We start from the raw sequence: 15,844 nt of genomic DNA on the forward strand, positions 1-15,844 counted from the left end.
CACGACAGGAGACGATCATGGCGGACACGGCAGGACGCCCGGCCGTCCGGGCACGGGGCCGGCTCGCCGGTGCGCTGAGCGCGGTGGCGGCCGGACCGGCCGACGGCGGCCGGTCGCCGCAGCCGCGGCACCCCCTGGTCGCCGCGGCCATCGTCCTGCCGCTGGCCGTGCTGCTCGCCGTGCTCTTCGGCGGAGTGGAGGCCGTGATCACCCAGGCGTCGTCCGTGGCCGGAATGCTGGGGCGCTGAGCGCTCCGGGCCCGGGAGAGCGGCCCGGGCCGGAACGTCCCGGTGTACGCACCCGTGGGGACGGGGAACGGCGGACGGCACGTGAGCCCGGGCGGCCGAAGGGCCGCCCGGGCTTCGCGCGCTCCGGGACCGCGCGGCGCGCGAGCCCGGGGAGCGCGAAGCCGCGACGCGCGTGAGCCCCCGGCCGGATTGGCGGCGGGGGGCTCACGCGGTGGTGGACGATACTGGGATTGAACCAGTGACCTCTTCCGTGTCAGGGAAGCGCTCTCCCGCTGAGCTAATCGTCCGGGAGGCGGTCCGGCCGGGGCCGGATGCGGTGCGCGATACTGGGATTGAACCAGTGACCTCTTCCGTGTCAGGGAAGCGCTCTCCCGCTGAGCTAATCGCGCGGGCGGGCCCGAAGCGGACCAGTGGACGATACTGGGATTGAACCAGTGACCTCTTCCGTGTCAGGGAAGCGCTCTCCCGCTGAGCTAATCGTCCGCAGAGGTGGAGACGGGATTTGAACCCGTGTAGACGGCTTTGCAGGCCGTTGCCTCGCCTCTCGGCCACTCCACCAGAAGTGCGGGCACAGGTGCCCCCACCGTCGAGCGGACGACGAGATTCGAACTCGCGACCCTCACCTTGGCAAGGTGATGCTCTACCAACTGAGCCACGTCCGCACGCCTCCCGGCCACTGACGCGGCCCGGCGACGTGTTGAACTCTAGCGGATTCCCCGGCCAGCTCAAATTCCGTTCACCCTGCGTGCTCGTCCTAGACTCGACAGCGTGCTCGATCTGGCCCCCTTCGCCCGCTTCGGCGGCCTCCTCGCCTCCGACCTGCGGGATGTCACCGCCGACCCCGCGGCTTTGGACTCCCGTGGGTGGTGGGCCGTCGTCGCCGACTTCGAGGGCCGGACCGTGTGCGCCCGCTTCGGCGACGTCCGCCCCGACCCGCGTCCGGGGGCGGCCGCCCGCTGGCGGGGCCCCGCCCCCCACGCCTGGACGTCCTCGCTGGACCGGGCCGCCTACACCGCAGGCGTGCGGCACATACGCTCGCGCATCGCGCGCGGCGAGGTCTACCAGGCCAACCTGTGCCGCGTGCTGAGCGCGCCGCTGCCCGACCCCGAGTGCGCCGACGTCGACGGGCTCACCGCCCGCCTCGCCCGCGGCAACCCCGCCCCGTACGCCGGGACCGTCCGGCTGCCCGCGCACGGCGTCGAAGTCGCCACCGCCTCACCGGAGCTGTACCTGCGCCGCGCCGGACGCGTGCTGCACTCCGGCCCCATCAAGGGCACCGGGCGGACCGCGGCGGACCTGCTGGAGAAGGACCACGCCGAGAACGTGATGATCGTCGACCTGGTCCGCAACGACCTGGGCCGCGTCTGCGCCCCCGGCAGCGTCACCGTCCCCGCGCTGTGCGACCTGGAGGAGCACCCCGGGCTCGTCCACCTCGTCTCCACCGTCCGCGGCGAGCTGGCCGAGGGCGCCGGGTGGGCGGAGCTGCTGGCCACCACCTTCCCGCCCGGGTCGGTCACCGGCGCGCCCAAGTCCAGCGCGCTGCGCGTCATCCGCGCCCTGGAGACGGCGCCGCGCGGCCCCTACTGCGGCGGCGTGGGCTGGGTGGACGCCGACCGGCGCACCGGCGAGCTGGCGGTGGGGATACGCACGTTCTGGCTGGACCGCACCGCGCCCGGCGGCCCGGTCGTGCGCTTCGGCACCGGCGCCGGGATCACCTGGGGCTCGGACCCGGAGCGGGAGTGGGCGGAGACCGAGCTGAAGGCCTCCCGGCTGCTCGCGGTAGCGTCGGGGACACACGCGCACGTGGCGAGCGGAAGGTAGGGCCGTGACGCTGATCTGGCTGGACGGGGAGCTGCGGGAGGCCGCCATCGCGCGGGTCTCGGTGTTCGACCACGGGCTGACCGTCGGCGACGGCGTCTTCGAGACCGTCAAGGCGGTCGCGGGACGGCCCTTCGCCCTCACCCGCCACCTGGAGCGGCTGGCCGCCTCCGCGCGCGGCCTCGGCCTGCCCGAGCCGGACGCCGACGAGGTGCGCCGCGCCTGCTCCGCCGTGCTGGAGGCCAACCCGGTGGAGCTCGGCCGGCTGCGCATCACCTACACCGGCGGCCCGTCCCCGCTCGGCTCGGACCGGGGCGAGGCCGGGCCGACCCTCGTCGTCGCCGTCGGCAGCGTGGCGCGGCGCCCGGACAGCACCGCCGTCGTCACCGTCCCGTGGACGCGCAACGAACGCGGGGTGCTGGCCGGGCTGAAGACCACCTCGTACGCGGAGAACGTCGTCGCGCTCGCCCAGGCCCGCGGCCGGGGCGCCTCCGAGGCGCTCTTCGGCAACAGCAGGGGCCGGCTGTGCGAGGGCACCGGCTCCAACGTCTTCGTCGTCCTCGACGGCGAACTGCACACCCCGCCGCCGGCCTCCGGCTGCCTGGCCGGCATCACCCGGGCCCTGGTCGTGCGGTGGAGCGGCGCGCGGGAGACCGACCTGCCGATGGACGTGCTCGACCGGGCCGAGGAGATCTTCCTCACCTCCTCCCTGCGCGACGTGCAGGCCGTCCGCCGCGTCGACGGCCGCGAGCTGCCCGCCGCGCCGGGCCCGGTCACCGCCGCGGCCATGCGCACCTTCGCCGAGCGCTCCGCCGAGGACCTCGATCCCTGAGTGCCGCGTCAGCCAGGGTCTGCCCCGTCGCGACACCCGGCACGGCGCCTCGCGGCGTCGCCGAAACGACCGAGTAGGCCCCCTACCCCCCTACGCACGCTACGCCCGCTACGCCGCCGATCCGCCGCCTCGCGGCCCACCGCACCGGACGCCGCCCCTCGACGGGCGAACCCGGCTGGCGCGGCACGAGCGGCTGTTGCCCGCAGGGCCGCAGGGGGGTAGAAAGCGGCATGACCACCACGCTGCGCCCCACCGGCCCCGAGGAGCGCGGAGCCGACGCCGCCCGCGTCCGCTCCTACGCCATCCACGTCAACGGGCGCACCGTCGGCGGCCTGCGGCTGGCCACCGTCCCCGGCCACCTGCCCGCCGGGCGCGTCGAGGACCTGCGGGTCGACCCCGCCGAGCGCGGGCGCGGCCGGGCCACCGTCGCCGCGCTGGCCGCCGAGGAGATCCTGCGCGACTGGGGCTGCCGCCACCTGCTGGCCGAGATCCCGCCCGGTGCCTTTGCCGCGCACCGCCTGGCCGACGCGCTCGGCTACACCGAGCGCAACCGCCACCTCGTCAAGGAGCTGGCCGCGCCGCCCGCGCTGCCGCCCGACAGCGTGGCCCGGCCCCTGGCGGCCGCGTCCTTCGACGCCTGGCTGGCCACCGCGCGGGCCGAGTACGTGGAGGTCTGGTCGCGCCAGGGCCTCACCCCGGCCGAGGCCGCCGCCAAGTCCGACGCCGACCACGCCGCCGCGCTCCCCGACGGCCCGGCCACCGCCCGCACGGCGCTGCGGGTGCTCGCCCACCGGGGCACCGACGTCGGCACCCTGTGGCTGCACCTGGGCGCGGCGGACGCCCCGCGCGGGTACGTCTACGCGGTGCGCGTCGACCCCGGCCACCGGGGCCACGGCCACGGACGGTCGCTGATGCTGCTGGCCGAGCGCGAGTGCCTGGCCGCCGGGGCCCGGGCGCTGCGTCTGAACGTCTTCACCGACAACGCCCCCGCGCTCGGCCTGTACGCCTCACTGGGCTACACCGCGGCCGCGCACCACTACGTCAAACCGCTGGGGTGAGAACGGGCGAGCAGCCCGTCCACCAGCGCCTCGACGCGCTCGCGCAGCCCCTCCTGGCTCTCCCCGCCGTCCAGCCGCTCACCGGCGAGCAGGTAGGTCGGGGTGCCGGTCACCCCCAGCGCCTTGGCCTCGGCCTGGTCGGCGTCGACGGCCAGCAGGTGGCGCCCGTCGATCAGGCAGCTCTCCACCTCGTCGACGTCCAGCCCGAGAGCGGCCGCGACCTCCAGCAGCACCGGCTCGCCCCGGGCCCCCAGCTCCGCGGTGCGCGCCAGCAGCGCCGCCACGTACTCCTCGCCGCGCCCCTGGGCGAACGCCTCCTCGGCGGCCTGCGCCGCCGCGTACGCGTGCGGGTGCTTCGCCAGCGGGAAGTGCCGCAGCCTGATCTCCAGCCGCTCCCCGTAGCGCTCGCGCCACGCGGCCAGGTCGTCCAGCGCCGTGTGGCAGTCGGGGCACTGGAGGTCCAGCCAGGCGTCCAGCGCGGGGCGGGGGAGGGCGTCGGGGGAGTCCGTCATGGGCCCAGTCTCGCAGCCGGGCATGACCGGGCACGCCGCGGAGGTGCACGATGGAGGCATGCTCACCGTGACCGTGTGCGCCGCGCTCACCGCGGCCGGACTCGCCATCGCCTTCCTGACGGCCTGGCGGCGCCGCTTCGTCGCCGCCACCCGCATCGCGGCCGTCGCGCTGCTGCCGCTCGGGCTCGCGCTCTCCGGCCTGCTCGCCCTCGGCGGCCAGGTCGCGCGCGCGGCCGGGTCGTGGGCCGCCGACCTGGTGCTCGACCCCCGGGTGTGGGCGGGCTTCGCCGTCCTGGCGGTGGCCGTCGTGCTCTTCGTCGCCGCCGGGTTCGCCGGGGCGCGCTCGCGCTCCCGCCGCGGAACCGCCGGGGCGGAGGCGGCCCCGGCCGGGCGGGAGCGGCCCGCCGCGACGGCCGGACCGGACCGGGGCCAGGCCGCGCCCGCCCCGAAGCGGCAGGGCGGGAGCGAGGACTTCTCCGAGATCGAGGAGATCCTCAAGAAGCACGGCATCTGAGCGGGCCGCGGGAGCGGACCGGCCGGGTAACCGGCGAACCCGGGCGGTCGCCGGGCGTGTTGACGCGCTCCCGGCGCGTGCCTGCGCGATCATCGCGCCGAGATGCCCGACACCCCCCGCCGCCGGCGCGGCTGCCTGTTCGCGCTGTCCCAGCCGCCCCTGATGGTCTTCCTGGCCGTCGTGGCCACCCTGCTCCTGGCCACCGCGCTGCACGACCTGCTCCTGCTGTGAGCGGGCGGCCGGCGGCGCCGGGCGCGTCCCGCGCCGGGCCCCGGGCGCGCGTCACCCCTGGGCGGCGTCGCGCTGCCGGGCCCGGTAGGCGGCGACGTGCAGCCGGTTCCCGCACGTGCGGCTGTCGCAGTAGCGGCGCGACCGGTTCCGCGAGAGGTCGATGAACGCCCGCCGGCAGTCCGGCGCCGCGCACCGGCGCAGGCGCTCACGCTCCCCGGCGACGACCAGGAAGCCCAGCGCCATGCCGCCGTCGGCCGCCAGGTGGTCCGCGACGGAGGCGCCGGGCGCGAAGTAGTGGACGTGCCAGTCGTGGCCGTCGTGGTCGGTGAGCTGCGGCGTCGTCCCGGCCTGCGCCACGAGTGAGTTGACCAGCTCGGCGGCGGTGCGCACGTCGGGCGCCGCGAAGATCTCCCCCAGCCGGTCCCGCACCTGGCGGACCGCCGCCACGTCGGCCTCGGTCAGCTCGCCGACGCCGCTGATGTTGTGGCGGGCCACGTACACCCGCAGGCTGGCCAGGTCGGTCAGGAGATCGGGCGCCTCGGCGTCCGGGGTGGTGTTGAGGAGGTCCACCACCACGTCGAGGGCGTACCGGGTGTCGTGGTTGATCAGCACGGTCGGTCGCTCCCCAGGCAGGTGACGTTCTGGCTTCCATGGTCCGTCATCGCCCGACGATGGCGCTGCGGAGCCGTTGCGTAGCTGCCGGGAGACTCTAGCCGAGGCCCCGCAACGCCGATGCCGCCGCCACGAGCAGTCGTGGCGGCGGCATCGGCCTGCCGCGCGGGCACCAGCCCCGTGCCGTCGCCCCGAGTCGGACGGCACGGAGTTGGTGGTCTCAGCTCTCCGCGAGGATGTGGGAGAGCTCGGTGTCGAGGTCGAAGTGGCGGTGTTCCGTGCCCGGGGGCACGGCCGCGTCCGTCCGCTTGAGGAACGACTCGAGGGCCCGCGCGGGAGCCTCGAGCAGCGCCTCGCCCTCGGGGGAACTGAGGGCGATGCAGACGACGCCCTGCCCGTGGCTTCGGGAGGGCCAGACGCGGACGTCTCCGGTGCCGGTGGGGCGGTGCAGCCCCTCGGCGAGCAGGTCGCGGGCGAACACCCACTCGACCGTTTCCTCGGCACCGGTGTGGAAGGTCGCATGCACGGCGTAGGGGTCGGCCGTGTCATACCGCAGGCCCGCGGGTACAGGCAGGGAGGACTCGCTCGATACAACGAGGCGCAGGTGCAGCTCGCAGCTGACCGTGGTGTTCATAAGCGCCAGGGCCTTTCGCTCAGTGTGCGCTCGGGGGTTCGCACGTCGGCGAAATCGACATGCCACCTACCGGCCGGTTGTAAACCCCTCTGACCGATTTGTGCGGCTTCAAGTCCTTCGTACAGCCTATCGCTCCTTGTGGCGATTGCTCCATACCGGTGAACGAGGCCGAGCGGGTCCCTGCGGCGGCCGCCGGGCCCGCCATGGTCATTCCGACCGCTGACATGGGGTAATGTTGGCGCCGCACCGCGGGCGATTAGCTCAGTGGGAGAGCGCTTCGTTCACACCGAAGAGGTCACTGGTTCGAACCCAGTATCGCCCACCGCGTGCACCGGGCCGGGAGCGTGACGCTCCCGGCCCGGTGTCGTTCTCCCGCTCGCCGCGCGCCCGGCCGCCGCGGCCCCGCGAACGGCGTACGGCGGTTTGGCGGCGCGCGGCGGCGCGCTGTATGGTTCTTCGCGTGCCGAACGGCACCGGGGGCGATTAGCTCAGTGGGAGAGCGCTTCGTTCACACCGAAGAGGTCACTGGTTCGAACCCAGTATCGCCCACCCCCGACGAAGCCGGTCCGCGTGCGACGGACCGGCTTCTCGCGTTCCGCGTCCCGGGCGCGCCGCGGCCGGTCGCCGGCCCGGTGGTCCGCGTAACCGTTTCGCGCCCGGGCGGCCGCGCTCGGTACGATTCCCCCTCGGCGCGGGCGGCCGTCCGCGCGGTCCACATGAGTCAGGAGAGATCCGGTGTCCGATGTCCGTGTGATCATCAAACGCGATTCCGAGCGGGAAGAACGCGTGGTGACCACGGGCACTACGGCCGCCGCGCTCTTCGAGGGGGAGCGGAGCGTCGTCGCCGCCCGGGTCGGCGGCGCGCTGAAGGACCTCGCCTACGCCCCGGTGGACGGCGAGGAGGTCGAGCCCGTCGAGATGTCCAGCCCGGACGGCCTGGACATCCTGCGCCACTCCGCCGCCCACGTGCTCGCCCAGGCGGTGCAGGAGCTGTTCCCGCGGGCCAAGCTCGGCATCGGTCCGCCGATCAAGGACGGCTTCTACTACGACTTCGACGTCGACGAGCCCTTCCAGCCCGAGGACCTCAAGCGCGTCGAGAAGAAGATGCAGGAGATCGTCAAGCGCGGCCAGCGCTTCTCGCGCCGCGTCACCACCGACGAGGACGCCCGCCGGGAGCTGGCCGGGGAGCCCTACAAGCTGGAACTCATCGGCCTGAAGGGCTCGGCCGCCGAAGCGGCCGAAGGCGCCTCCGCCGAGGTCGGCGCCGGCGAGCTGACCATCTACGACAACCTCGACGCCAAGACCGGCGAGCTGTGCTGGAAGGACCTCTGCCGCGGTCCGCACCTGCCCACCACCCGACTGATCCCGGCGTTCAAGCTCATGCGCTCGGCCGCCGCCTACTGGCGCGGCAGCGAGAAGAACCCGCAGCTCCAGCGCATCTACGGCACCGCCTGGCCCTCCAGGGACGAGCTGAAGGCGTACCTGGAGTTCCTGGCCGAAGCCGAGAAGCGCGACCACCGCAAGCTCGGCGCGGAGCTGGACCTGTTCTCCATCCCCGAGGAGCTGGGCTCGGGCCTGGCCGTGTTCCACCCCAAGGGCGGCATCGTCCGGCGCGTGATGGAGGACTACTCGCGCAGGCGCCACGAGGAGGCGGACTACGAGTTCGTCAACACCCCGCACATCGCCAAGGAGGGCCTGTTCGAGACCTCCGGGCACCTGCCGAACTACGCCGAGTCCATGTTCCCCCCGCTGGAGTTCGACGGGCAGGACTACCGGCTGAAGGCCATGAACTGCCCGATGCACAACCTGGTCTTCAAGGCGCGCGGACGCTCCTACCGCGAGCTGCCGCTGCGGCTGTTCGAGTTCGGCACCGTGTACCGCTACGAGAAGTCCGGCGTCGTCCACGGCCTCACCCGGGCGCGCGGCTTCACCCAGGACGACTCGCACATCTACTGCACCCCGGAGCAGATGCCCGGGGAGCTGGACAACCTGCTCACCTTCGTTTTGAACCTGCTGCGGGACTACGGTCTGCACGACTTCTACCTGGAGCTGTCCACCCGCGACGACTCCGAGAAGTTCATCGGTGAGCCCGAGGAGTGGGAAGAGGCGACGCGGGCGCTCCGGGAGGCGGCGGGCAAGCAGGGCCTGGAGCTCGTGCTGGACCCGGGTGGCGCGGCCTACTACGGCCCGAAGATCTCCGTCCAGGCGAAGGACGCCATCGGGCGCACCTGGCAGATGTCGACGATCCAGGTCGACTTCCAGCAGCCCAAGCGGTTCGGGCTGGAGTACACCGCGGCCGACGGCTCGCGCCGGCGTCCGGTGATGATCCACCGCGCGCTGTTCGGCTCCATCGAGCGGTTCTTCGCCGTGCTCCTGGAGCACTACGCCGGGGCGTTCCCGGCCTGGCTCGCGCCCGTCCAGGCGACCGGCATCCCGATCGGCGACGACCACGTGCCCTACCTGCTGGACTTCGCCGCCGAGGCGAAGCGGCGCGGCCTGCGCATGGAGGTCGACTCCTCCGCGGACCGGATGCAGAAGAAGATCCGCAACGCGCAGAAGGCCAAGGTGCCGTTCATGGTCATCGCCGGTGACGACGACGTCGCCGCCGGAGCGGTCAGCTTCCGCTACCGGGACGGGTCGCAGAAGAACGGCATCCCGCGCGAGGAGGCGCTCGCCGAGATCCGGGACGCAGTCGAGCGCCGGGTCCAGGTCTGAGCGGCCACCCGTCGCCGGAGCCCCGCACGCACCCGCGCGCGGGGCTCCGGCGCGTGCGGACCGCCCGGCGTGCCCCGCCGTCCGGCGCGTCGGCGCGCGCGGGGTGCGAGCGGCGAAACACCCCCGGCGGTGCGGCGGCTGCGCGGCGGCGCGGCGGGGGCCGCGCCTCCCGTCGAGCGGTCCCGGCGCCCCGCACGCCCCGGCCCGGCTCAGCAGGCGCCCCGGCGGCCCGCCCCTGCAGGCCGACGCCATATGCTGGCCCGCATGAGCAGTGAGCCGGAGCAGCAGATCGGGGTCGGCACGCCGGACGCGTTCCAGCGTCTGTGGACACCGCACCGGATGGCCTACATCCAGGGCGAGAACAAGCCCTCGGGCCCCGGTGCGGAGGACGGCTGCCCGTTCTGCGTGATCCCGCGGAAGGACGACGCGGACGGCCTCGTCCTGGCCCGCGGCGAGCACGTCTACGCGGTGCTCAACCTCTACCCGTACACCGGCGGCCACTGCATGGTCGTCCCCTTCCGGCACGTGGCGGACTACGCCGGGCTGACCGATCCGGAGACGGCCGAGCTGGCGCTGCTGACGAAGCGGGCGATGACGGCCCTGCGCACCGCGTCGGGCGCGCAGGGGTTCAACGTCGGCATGAACCTCGGGGCCGTCGCGGGCGCCGGCATCGCGGCGCACCTGCACCAGCACATCGTGCCCCGCTGGGGCGGGGACACCAACTTCATGCCGGTCGTCGGCCACACCCGGGTGCTGCCGCAGTTGCTGGCCGACACCCGGCGCATGCTGGCCGAGGCCTGGCCCGCCGAGGACTGAGCCAGCGGGCCCGAGCGCCCCCGGCCGCACCGCGCCCCGGCGCCGGGAGGCCGGCTCAGACGTCGTACCGGTCGGCGTTGGCGGGCGTGGGGGCCTGCACGGCGCCGCTGAGGAACGAGGAGCGGGCCTGGAACTTGTCGGTGTCCACCCCGTTGGCCGCCAGCACCTGCACGGTGGCCGTGTGCACCGCGCGGAGCACCGGGGTGGCGGCGCGCAGCGCGTCGTCGGCCATGAAGCGGTGCCGCCAGGGCTGGTTGGCCCACGTGTGGCGCAGCCCGAACGGCTCGGGCAGCGTGAGCTTGCCGCCGAGGAAGTCCAGCACGGGCGGGAACCAGGTCAGCGGGGCGCGGGCGGCCAGACGCACCACCTCGGGCGTCTCCACCAGGGGCAGCGAGACCGTCTTGGTCTCCCAGAACTTCACGTGCTTGGCCACCGACTTCTCCTTCGGTGACGGCTTGGTGGTGAACAGCGGGTGCACCGGACCGAGCGCGTGCCCGGTGACCTCCACGCGCAGCGTGTGGTGCAGCACCGTCACCGTGATCATCAGGGTCAGCACGAGCTGGCCGTCCCAGAGCACGAACTGCACGCCCAGGTAGTGCCGGTTGCCGCTGCCGAACTGCTGCTCGTTGCAGATCCGCTGGATCTCGAAGTCCTTGACCTGGAAGGACTCCACCTCCTGCCCGTCCGGCCGGGCCACCTCCTTGGCACCCTCACCGACGGGCGCGACGACCCAGTGCCGGACCGAGGGCTTGGGGAACCCCCCGGTGTGCAGCGGGCCGCGCTCCAGCAGGCGCAGCCGGTCCTCGATGGCCCGCACGACGTCCCAGCTCCGGAACGGGTTGATGTCGTCCACGCCCTCGGCCGGGGTCAGCTCCTCCGCGAGCTGCCAGCTCCCCCAGCGGGTGCCCATGCCCAGTATCCCCTTGGGCCCGGCGTAGAAGACGACGTTGCTGTGCTGCTCGGCGGCGACCCGGATCAGCGCCTGCCGCAGCTTCTCGGCCTCCTTGTCGTTCGGGTCCTGCGGCACGGCCTCGGGGATGCGCGCCCCGACGCCGCCGCCCCCCAGCAGGCTGCTCCAGTAGGCGCGCAGGTCCTTGGCGTAGCGCTCGCAGATCCGCTTGGCCACCAGCCAGCCGACGACCGGGGCGAGGAGCATCGCGATCAGGTAGAGCCCGAGGAGGCCGCCCAGGGGCAGGGCGACGGCGAGCACCAGCACGAGTCCGGCCAGCGCGGCCAGGGCCAGCACGCCGAAGACCCCGGCCCGGCGGTTCTGCGCCCCGGCGAGCGTGCGCCGGAGCTGGAACCCGACCAGCCACAGCAGGACGCCGGGCAGGAAGAACAGGCCGAAGACGACCATCACCAGCGTGAGCTTGATGTCGCGGGCCTTGCGCAGCCGGGTGGCGGCCAGGCAGTGGTCGACGACGGAGATCGGGTCGGTGCCGAAGGACTGGATGAGCGGCTTGCGGCCGCCCCCGAGCATCCGCACCCGCACCGCGCGGGAGAACGCCTCCCCGAGATTCGGTTCGAACAGGGACAGCTTAGGCTTGCTGACGGACGTCGCCTCGTTGGCGTCCACCAGCGGTGCGACCGGGCCGTCCCGGTACGCGGCCGAGGCCAGCGCCTGGGTGGCCGCCGTCTGCCCGGAGTCGCCGCCGCTCAGCGGCACCTGGGCACCGGCGCTGAAGTCCACCTCCACGGCGTGCTTGCGGTCGTCGAAGCCTGCCACTGCTGCCCCCACTCCTGTTTCCGCGCACAAGCCACTGCCCCACTCCCCGCGGGGGCGGAGCGTGAAACATCTGCCGGAGTGTCAGCGTAGCGGTGCCCAGCGCACGTTCCCCCCTCTTTGCCGCATCCGTCGCGCGGTCCGCGGCGGCCGCGGGGCACGCCGGGCGTAACTGCGGCCGCCGCGGACCGCGGCACCGGGGCGGGCGGGCGCCGGTCCGCCGCCCCGGCGGCCGGCCTCCGGCGCGTCCGGCCCCGGGCGCCGGCATCGTGGCTGCGCCTGCCGGTCTGCCCGTCCGGTGTTCGGGCCCGCCGGTCCGCCTGTCCGGTGGCCGGGTCCGCTGGTCCGCTGGTCCGTCTGTCCGGTGTCCCCGGGCCTGCTCGTGTGGCCGTCTGATGTTCGGGTCTGCTGGTGTGGTCGTGGTGTCCGGGTCCGGCTGCCCGGTGTCCGCCTGCTCACCCAGTGTCCGGGGTGGCCGTCTGCCGTCCGGCGGCCGGGCCGGCCGTCCGGGAGGGGCGACGGCGCGAGGAGGGGCCGGCCGCCGGGGCGCGCGCCGCGCCGGCGCGCTCCCCGCGCCGCCCGCAGACCGCGTGCGCCGCCGGTCCCGGCTCGCCCGCGCCCGTCCCGGCGCGCCGGGCGCGGCGCCGCCCGCACCCGTTCGTGCTACCGCTCCGTAACGCCGCCGCCGCGCTGGCTACGATGGGGCGGCCGGTGGCCGCCGAAGCGCCACCGCCCGCACCGACCCCGGGACCGCCATGCTGAACAAGTACGCGCGTGCGTTCTTCACGCGTGTCCTGACCCCGTTCGCCGCGCTGCTGCTGCGCCTGGGGGTGAGCCCGGACGCCGTCACCCTGGTCGGCACGGCCGGAGTGGTGGCCGGAGCGCTGGTGTTCTTCCCGCTCGGGGAGTTCTTCTGGGGCGTCGTGACCATCACGGTGTTCGTCTTCTCCGACCTCGTCGACGGCAACATGGCCCGGCAGTCGGGGCGCTCCAGCCGCTGGGGGGCGTTCTTGGACTCCACCCTCGACCGGGTGGCGGACGCCGCCGTCTTCGGCGGGCTCGCCCTGTGGTTCGCGGGCGCGGGCGACTCCCTCCTGCTGTGCGCGCTGGCGATCTTCTGCCTGGCCAGCGGGCAGGTCGTCTCCTACACCAAGGCCCGCGGCGAGAGCATCGGGCTCCCGGTGAACGTCAACGGCCTGGTCGAGCGGGCCGAGCGCCTGGTGATCACGCTGGTGCTGACCGGGCTGGCAGGTTTCGAGACCACGTTCGGCGTCCCGCACCTCGGCGTGCTGCTGCCGGTCGCCCTATGGGCGGTCGCCGTGGGCAGCGCCGTCACCCTGGTGCAGCGCGTGGTCACGGTGCGCCGGGAGGCCGCCGCCGCGGACGCCGCCCCCGCCGCCCCGGCGCCGGGCGGCACGGAGAAGGGGAGGGGAGGGCCCGCATGAGGGAACGGCTCACCGACGGCCTGTACGGGCTGGGCTGGGCGGGCGTGAAGCGGCTGCCGGAACCGGTCGCCGTACGGCTCGGGCAGCGCATCGCGGACGTCGCCTGGAAGCGGCGCGGGCCGGGCGTGCGGCAGTTGGAGGCGAACCTCGCCCGCGTCGTCCCCGACGCCTCCGCGCAGCGGCTCACCGAGCTGTCCCGGGCCGGGATGCGCTCCTACCTGCGCTACTGGATGGAGTCCTTCCGGCTCCCCGCCTGGGACCACGAGCGCATCGCGAACGGCATGCGGCTGCTGGACGCCCACCGGCTCACCGAGCCGCTGGAGCAGGGCCGCGGCGCCGTGCTGGCCCTGCCGCACCTGGCGAACTGGGACCTCGCCGGCGCCTGGGCCACCACGCAGCTCGGGGTGAACCTGGCCACCGTCGCCGAGCGGCTGAAGCCCGCCTCGCTCTACGACCGGTTCGTCGCCTACCGCGAGTCGCTGGGCATGGAGGTGCTGCCGCACGACGGCGGCACGCCGTTCGGGGTGCTGGCCCGCCGCCTGCGCGCGGGCCAGGTCGTCGCCCTCGTCGCGGACCGGGACCTGTCGGCCTCCGGCGTGGAAGTGTCCTTCTTCGGCGAGCCCGCGCGGATGCCCCCCGGCCCCGCGCTGCTGGCCCTGCAGACCGGCGCCCCGCTGCTGCCCGCCAGCCTGTGGTTCGACGACACCCCGGTGATGAAGGCCCGCGTCCACCCCGCGATCGAGGTGCCCGCCGAGGGCACCCGGCGGGAGAAGGCCGCGGCGATGACCCAGGCGCTGGCCGACGTCTTCGCCGAGGCGATCGCCGCCCACCCCACCGACTGGCACATGCTGCAGCGCCTGTGGCCGGCCGATCCGCCCACCCGGCCCGGCGGACCGGCGAAGAGGGAGCCGCGCCCGTGAGGATCGGCATCGTCTGCCCCTACTCCTGGGACGTGCCCGGGGGCGTGCAGTTCCACATCCGCGACTGCGCCGAACACCTGATCCGCCTCGGTCACCGGGTGTCCGTGCTGACCCCGGCCGACGACGACAAGCCGCTGCCGTCCTACGTGGTCTCCGCCGGGCGTGCCCTGCCGGTGCCCTACAACGGCTCGGTGGCCCGGCTCAGCTTCGGCGTGCTCTCCGCCGCCCGGGTGCGCCGCTGGCTGGCGGACGGCGACTTCGACGTGCTGCACGTGCACGAGCCGGCGGCGCCCTCGCTGTCCCTGCTGGCCTGCTGGGCGGCGCGCGGGCCCATCGTCGCCACCTTCCACACCTCCAACCCGCGCTCGCGGGCCATGGTCGCGGCCTACCCGATCCTCCAGCCCGCGCTGGAGAAGATCAGCGCCCGCATCGCGGTCAGCGAGTACGCGCGGCGCACGCTGGTCGAGCACCTGGGCGGGGACGCCGTCGTCATCCCCAACGGGGTCGACGTGGGCTTCTTCGCCGACGCCGAGCCCAAGGCCGAGTGGGAGGGCGGGACGATCGGCTTCATCGGCCGCATCGACGAGCCGCGCAAGGGCCTGCCGGTGCTGATGCGGGCGCTGCCGGCGATCCTGGAGCGGCGCCCGGCGGCGCGGCTGCTGGTGGCCGGCCGGGGGGACGAGAAGGAGGCCGTGGCGGGCCTGCCCGCGCACCTGCGCGACAGGGTCCAGTTCCTGGGCATGGTCAGCGACGAGGACAAGGCGCGGCTGCTGCGCAGCGTGGACGTCTACGTGGCGCCCAACACCGGGGGCGAGAGCTTCGGCATCATTCTCGTCGAGGCCATGTCGGCCGGGGCCCCGGTGCTGGCCAGCGACCTGGACGCGTTCGTCCAGGTGCTCGGCGGGGGTGAGGCGGGCGAGACCTACCCGAACGAGGACGCCGACGCGCTCGCCCGGGCGGCCGTGCGGCTGCTGGGCGACGCCGACCGGCGCGCCGAACTGCGCGCGCGGGCCTCCGCGCACGTGCGGCGCTTCGACTGGGGCACGGTCGCCGCCGACATCCTGGCGGTCTACGAGACGGTCACCGAGGGCGCCTCCACGGTGGCCGAGGACGACCGCATGCGTCCGTGGAACCGGCTGCGCCCCGGACGCGCCTGACCCGCCCGGGGCCGCTCCGGGCCCCCGGGGCACGCGGGGCGTCCGCTAACGTTGCGCCCTGTGACTGCGCTTTCCTGGGTCGTGTGGACCACCCTCGCGCTGGTGGTCGTCGGCGTCTACCTGAGCTGGACGGCCGGGCGCCTGGACCGGCTGCACGCCCGGATCGACGCCGCGCGTGCCGCGCTGGACGCCCAGCTCCTGCGGCGGGCCTCCGTCGCCCAGGAGCTGGCCACCTCCGGCGTCTTCGACCCGGCCGCCTCCATGCTGCTCTACCAGAGCGCCCACGACGCCCGGCTCGCGGCCGAGGAGAGCCGTGAGGTGGCCGAGAGCGAGCTGAGCCAGGCGCTGCGGGCCGTGCTCGGCGAGCCCGGCCAGATGGAGGCGGTGCGCGCGGTGCCCGGGGGCGAGGAGTCCGTCGGCGAGCTGGCCGAGGCGGTGCGCCGGGTGCCGATGGCGCGGCGGTTCCACAACGACGCGGTGCGCGCCGCCCGCGCGCTGCGGCGGCACCGCGCGGTGCGCTGGCTGCGGCTGGCCGGGCACGCGCCGTTCCCGCTGGCCTTCGAGATGGACGACGGGCCGCCCCCGGCCCTGGTGGACCGCTCCGGGAAC

Annotated in this window: 15 protein-coding genes, 7 tRNA genes and 1 pseudogene; 14 read left to right on the forward strand and 9 right to left on the reverse strand. The window is 74.6% G+C overall.

Features of this window, described 5'->3' with window-relative positions; translation table 11 throughout:
- Positions 1–17 precede the first annotated feature (17 nt).
- Positions 18–248 carry a hypothetical protein gene (locus OSB71_RS15795; RefSeq protein ID WP_265948688.1) on the forward strand — a complete coding sequence of 77 codons (231 nt, stop codon included), beginning with the start codon at positions 18–20 and terminating at the stop codon, positions 246–248.
- A 212-nt stretch (positions 249–460) separates the two neighbouring features.
- On the opposite strand, the gene OSB71_RS15800 is transcribed toward OSB71_RS15795, so the two are convergent.
- The 5 genes from OSB71_RS15800 to OSB71_RS15820 all read right to left on the reverse strand — a co-directional run bounded on the left by OSB71_RS15800 (position 461) and on the right by OSB71_RS15820 (position 910).
- A tRNA-Val gene (locus OSB71_RS15800) sits at positions 461–535 on the reverse strand.
- Between the two features lie 30 nt (positions 536–565).
- Positions 566–637: transfer RNA gene (locus OSB71_RS15805), tRNA-Val, on the reverse strand.
- A gap of 22 nt (positions 638–659) precedes the next feature.
- Positions 660–731: transfer RNA gene (locus tag OSB71_RS15810), tRNA-Val, on the reverse strand.
- Positions 732–735: 4 nt separating this feature from the next.
- Positions 736–806: transfer RNA gene (locus OSB71_RS15815), tRNA-Cys, on the reverse strand.
- A gap of 31 nt (positions 807–837) precedes the next feature.
- A tRNA-Gly gene (locus tag OSB71_RS15820) sits at positions 838–910 on the reverse strand.
- A 106-nt stretch (positions 911–1,016) separates the two neighbouring features.
- On the opposite strand from OSB71_RS15820, the gene OSB71_RS15825 reads away from it, so the two are divergent.
- The 3 genes from OSB71_RS15825 to OSB71_RS15835 all read left to right on the forward strand — a co-directional run bounded on the left by OSB71_RS15825 (position 1,017) and on the right by OSB71_RS15835 (position 3,956).
- Positions 1,017–2,069 (forward strand): chorismate-binding protein, encoded by a 1,053-nt coding sequence (locus tag OSB71_RS15825; RefSeq protein WP_265948689.1) that lies wholly within the window; start codon positions 1,017–1,019, stop codon positions 2,067–2,069.
- A 4-nt stretch (positions 2,070–2,073) separates the two neighbouring features.
- Positions 2,074–2,898 carry an aminotransferase class IV gene (locus OSB71_RS15830; RefSeq protein ID WP_265948690.1) on the forward strand — a complete coding sequence of 275 codons (825 nt, stop codon included), beginning with the start codon at positions 2,074–2,076 and terminating at the stop codon, positions 2,896–2,898.
- A gap of 230 nt (positions 2,899–3,128) precedes the next feature.
- Positions 3,129–3,956: a GNAT family N-acetyltransferase gene (locus OSB71_RS15835; RefSeq protein ID WP_265948692.1), complete on the forward strand. Its 828-nt coding sequence runs from the start codon at positions 3,129–3,131 to the stop codon at positions 3,954–3,956.
- On the opposite strand, the gene OSB71_RS15840 is transcribed toward OSB71_RS15835, so the two are convergent.
- On the reverse strand, positions 3,935–4,468 hold the full coding sequence (locus OSB71_RS15840; RefSeq protein WP_265948694.1) for a DsbA family protein: 534 nt from the start codon (positions 4,466–4,468) through the stop codon (positions 3,935–3,937). The two genes, OSB71_RS15835 and OSB71_RS15840, sit on opposite strands and share 22 nt — an antisense overlap.
- Before the next feature lie 58 nt (positions 4,469–4,526).
- Here OSB71_RS15840 and OSB71_RS15845 point away from each other — a divergent pair, with 58 nt between their 5' ends.
- Positions 4,527–4,982, forward strand: coding sequence for a hypothetical protein (locus OSB71_RS15845; protein ID WP_265948730.1), 456 nt, complete (start codon positions 4,527–4,529; stop codon positions 4,980–4,982).
- Positions 4,983–5,084: 102 nt separating this feature from the next.
- The gene (locus OSB71_RS15850; RefSeq protein ID WP_265948695.1) at positions 5,085–5,213 is read left to right on the forward strand and encodes a hypothetical protein; all 129 of its coding nucleotides are present in this window, start codon (positions 5,085–5,087) and stop codon (positions 5,211–5,213) included.
- Positions 5,214–5,264: 51 nt separating this feature from the next.
- On the opposite strand, the gene OSB71_RS15855 is transcribed toward OSB71_RS15850, so the two are convergent.
- Together OSB71_RS15855 and OSB71_RS15860 are read right to left on the reverse strand one after the other, a co-directional pair.
- Entirely contained in the window at positions 5,265–5,825 is a 561-nt protein-coding gene (locus OSB71_RS15855; RefSeq protein WP_265948697.1) for a CGNR zinc finger domain-containing protein, read from the reverse strand.
- A 220-nt stretch (positions 5,826–6,045) separates the two neighbouring features.
- Entirely contained in the window at positions 6,046–6,459 is a 414-nt protein-coding gene (locus OSB71_RS15860; protein WP_003959770.1) for an SsgA family sporulation/cell division regulator, read from the reverse strand.
- Positions 6,460–6,709: 250 nt separating this feature from the next.
- On the opposite strand from OSB71_RS15860, the gene OSB71_RS15865 reads away from it, so the two are divergent.
- The 4 genes from OSB71_RS15865 to OSB71_RS15880 all read left to right on the forward strand — a co-directional run bounded on the left by OSB71_RS15865 (position 6,710) and on the right by OSB71_RS15880 (position 9,990).
- Positions 6,710–6,781 (forward strand) — tRNA-Val (locus OSB71_RS15865).
- A gap of 155 nt (positions 6,782–6,936) precedes the next feature.
- Positions 6,937–7,008, forward strand: a tRNA-Val gene (locus OSB71_RS15870).
- A gap of 186 nt (positions 7,009–7,194) precedes the next feature.
- Positions 7,195–9,174: a threonine--tRNA ligase gene (gene thrS, locus OSB71_RS15875; protein WP_265948698.1), complete on the forward strand. Its 1,980-nt coding sequence runs from the start codon at positions 7,195–7,197 to the stop codon at positions 9,172–9,174.
- Between the two features lie 252 nt (positions 9,175–9,426).
- Positions 9,427–9,990 carry an HIT family protein gene (locus tag OSB71_RS15880; protein ID WP_265948700.1) on the forward strand — a complete coding sequence of 188 codons (564 nt, stop codon included), beginning with the start codon at positions 9,427–9,429 and terminating at the stop codon, positions 9,988–9,990.
- Between the two features lie 55 nt (positions 9,991–10,045).
- Here the strand turns inward: OSB71_RS15880 and OSB71_RS15885 are convergent, their stop codons facing one another.
- The gene (locus OSB71_RS15885) at positions 10,046–11,716 is read right to left on the reverse strand and encodes an AbeC-like domain-containing protein (RefSeq protein ID WP_265948701.1); all 1,671 of its coding nucleotides are present in this window, start codon (positions 11,714–11,716) and stop codon (positions 10,046–10,048) included.
- A gap of 752 nt (positions 11,717–12,468) precedes the next feature.
- Here OSB71_RS15885 and pgsA point away from each other — a divergent pair.
- The 4 genes and pseudogenes from pgsA to OSB71_RS15905 form a co-directional block, all read left to right on the forward strand.
- A complete protein-coding gene (pgsA, locus tag OSB71_RS15890; protein ID WP_265948703.1) occupies positions 12,469–13,158 on the forward strand; it encodes a phosphatidylinositol phosphate synthase in 690 nt (229 codons plus the stop codon).
- Entirely contained in the window at positions 13,155–14,078 is a 924-nt protein-coding gene (locus OSB71_RS15895) for a phosphatidylinositol mannoside acyltransferase (protein WP_265948704.1), read from the forward strand. Before pgsA ends, OSB71_RS15895 begins: the two co-directional genes overlap by 4 nt.
- Positions 14,075–15,235, forward strand: coding sequence for a glycosyltransferase family 4 protein (locus OSB71_RS15900; RefSeq protein WP_265948706.1), 1,161 nt, complete (start codon positions 14,075–14,077; stop codon positions 15,233–15,235). The genes OSB71_RS15895 and OSB71_RS15900 overlap by 4 nt, the downstream gene beginning before the upstream one ends.
- Before the next feature lie 60 nt (positions 15,236–15,295).
- Positions 15,296–15,838 (forward strand): annotated as a pseudogene (locus OSB71_RS15905) (hypothetical protein); the annotation flags it as partial.
- Positions 15,839–15,844: the final 6 nt, after the last annotated feature.

This window comes from Streptomyces marinisediminis (genome assembly GCF_026262575.1).
GTDB lineage: Bacteria > Actinomycetota > Actinomycetes > Streptomycetales > Streptomycetaceae > Streptomyces > Streptomyces marinisediminis.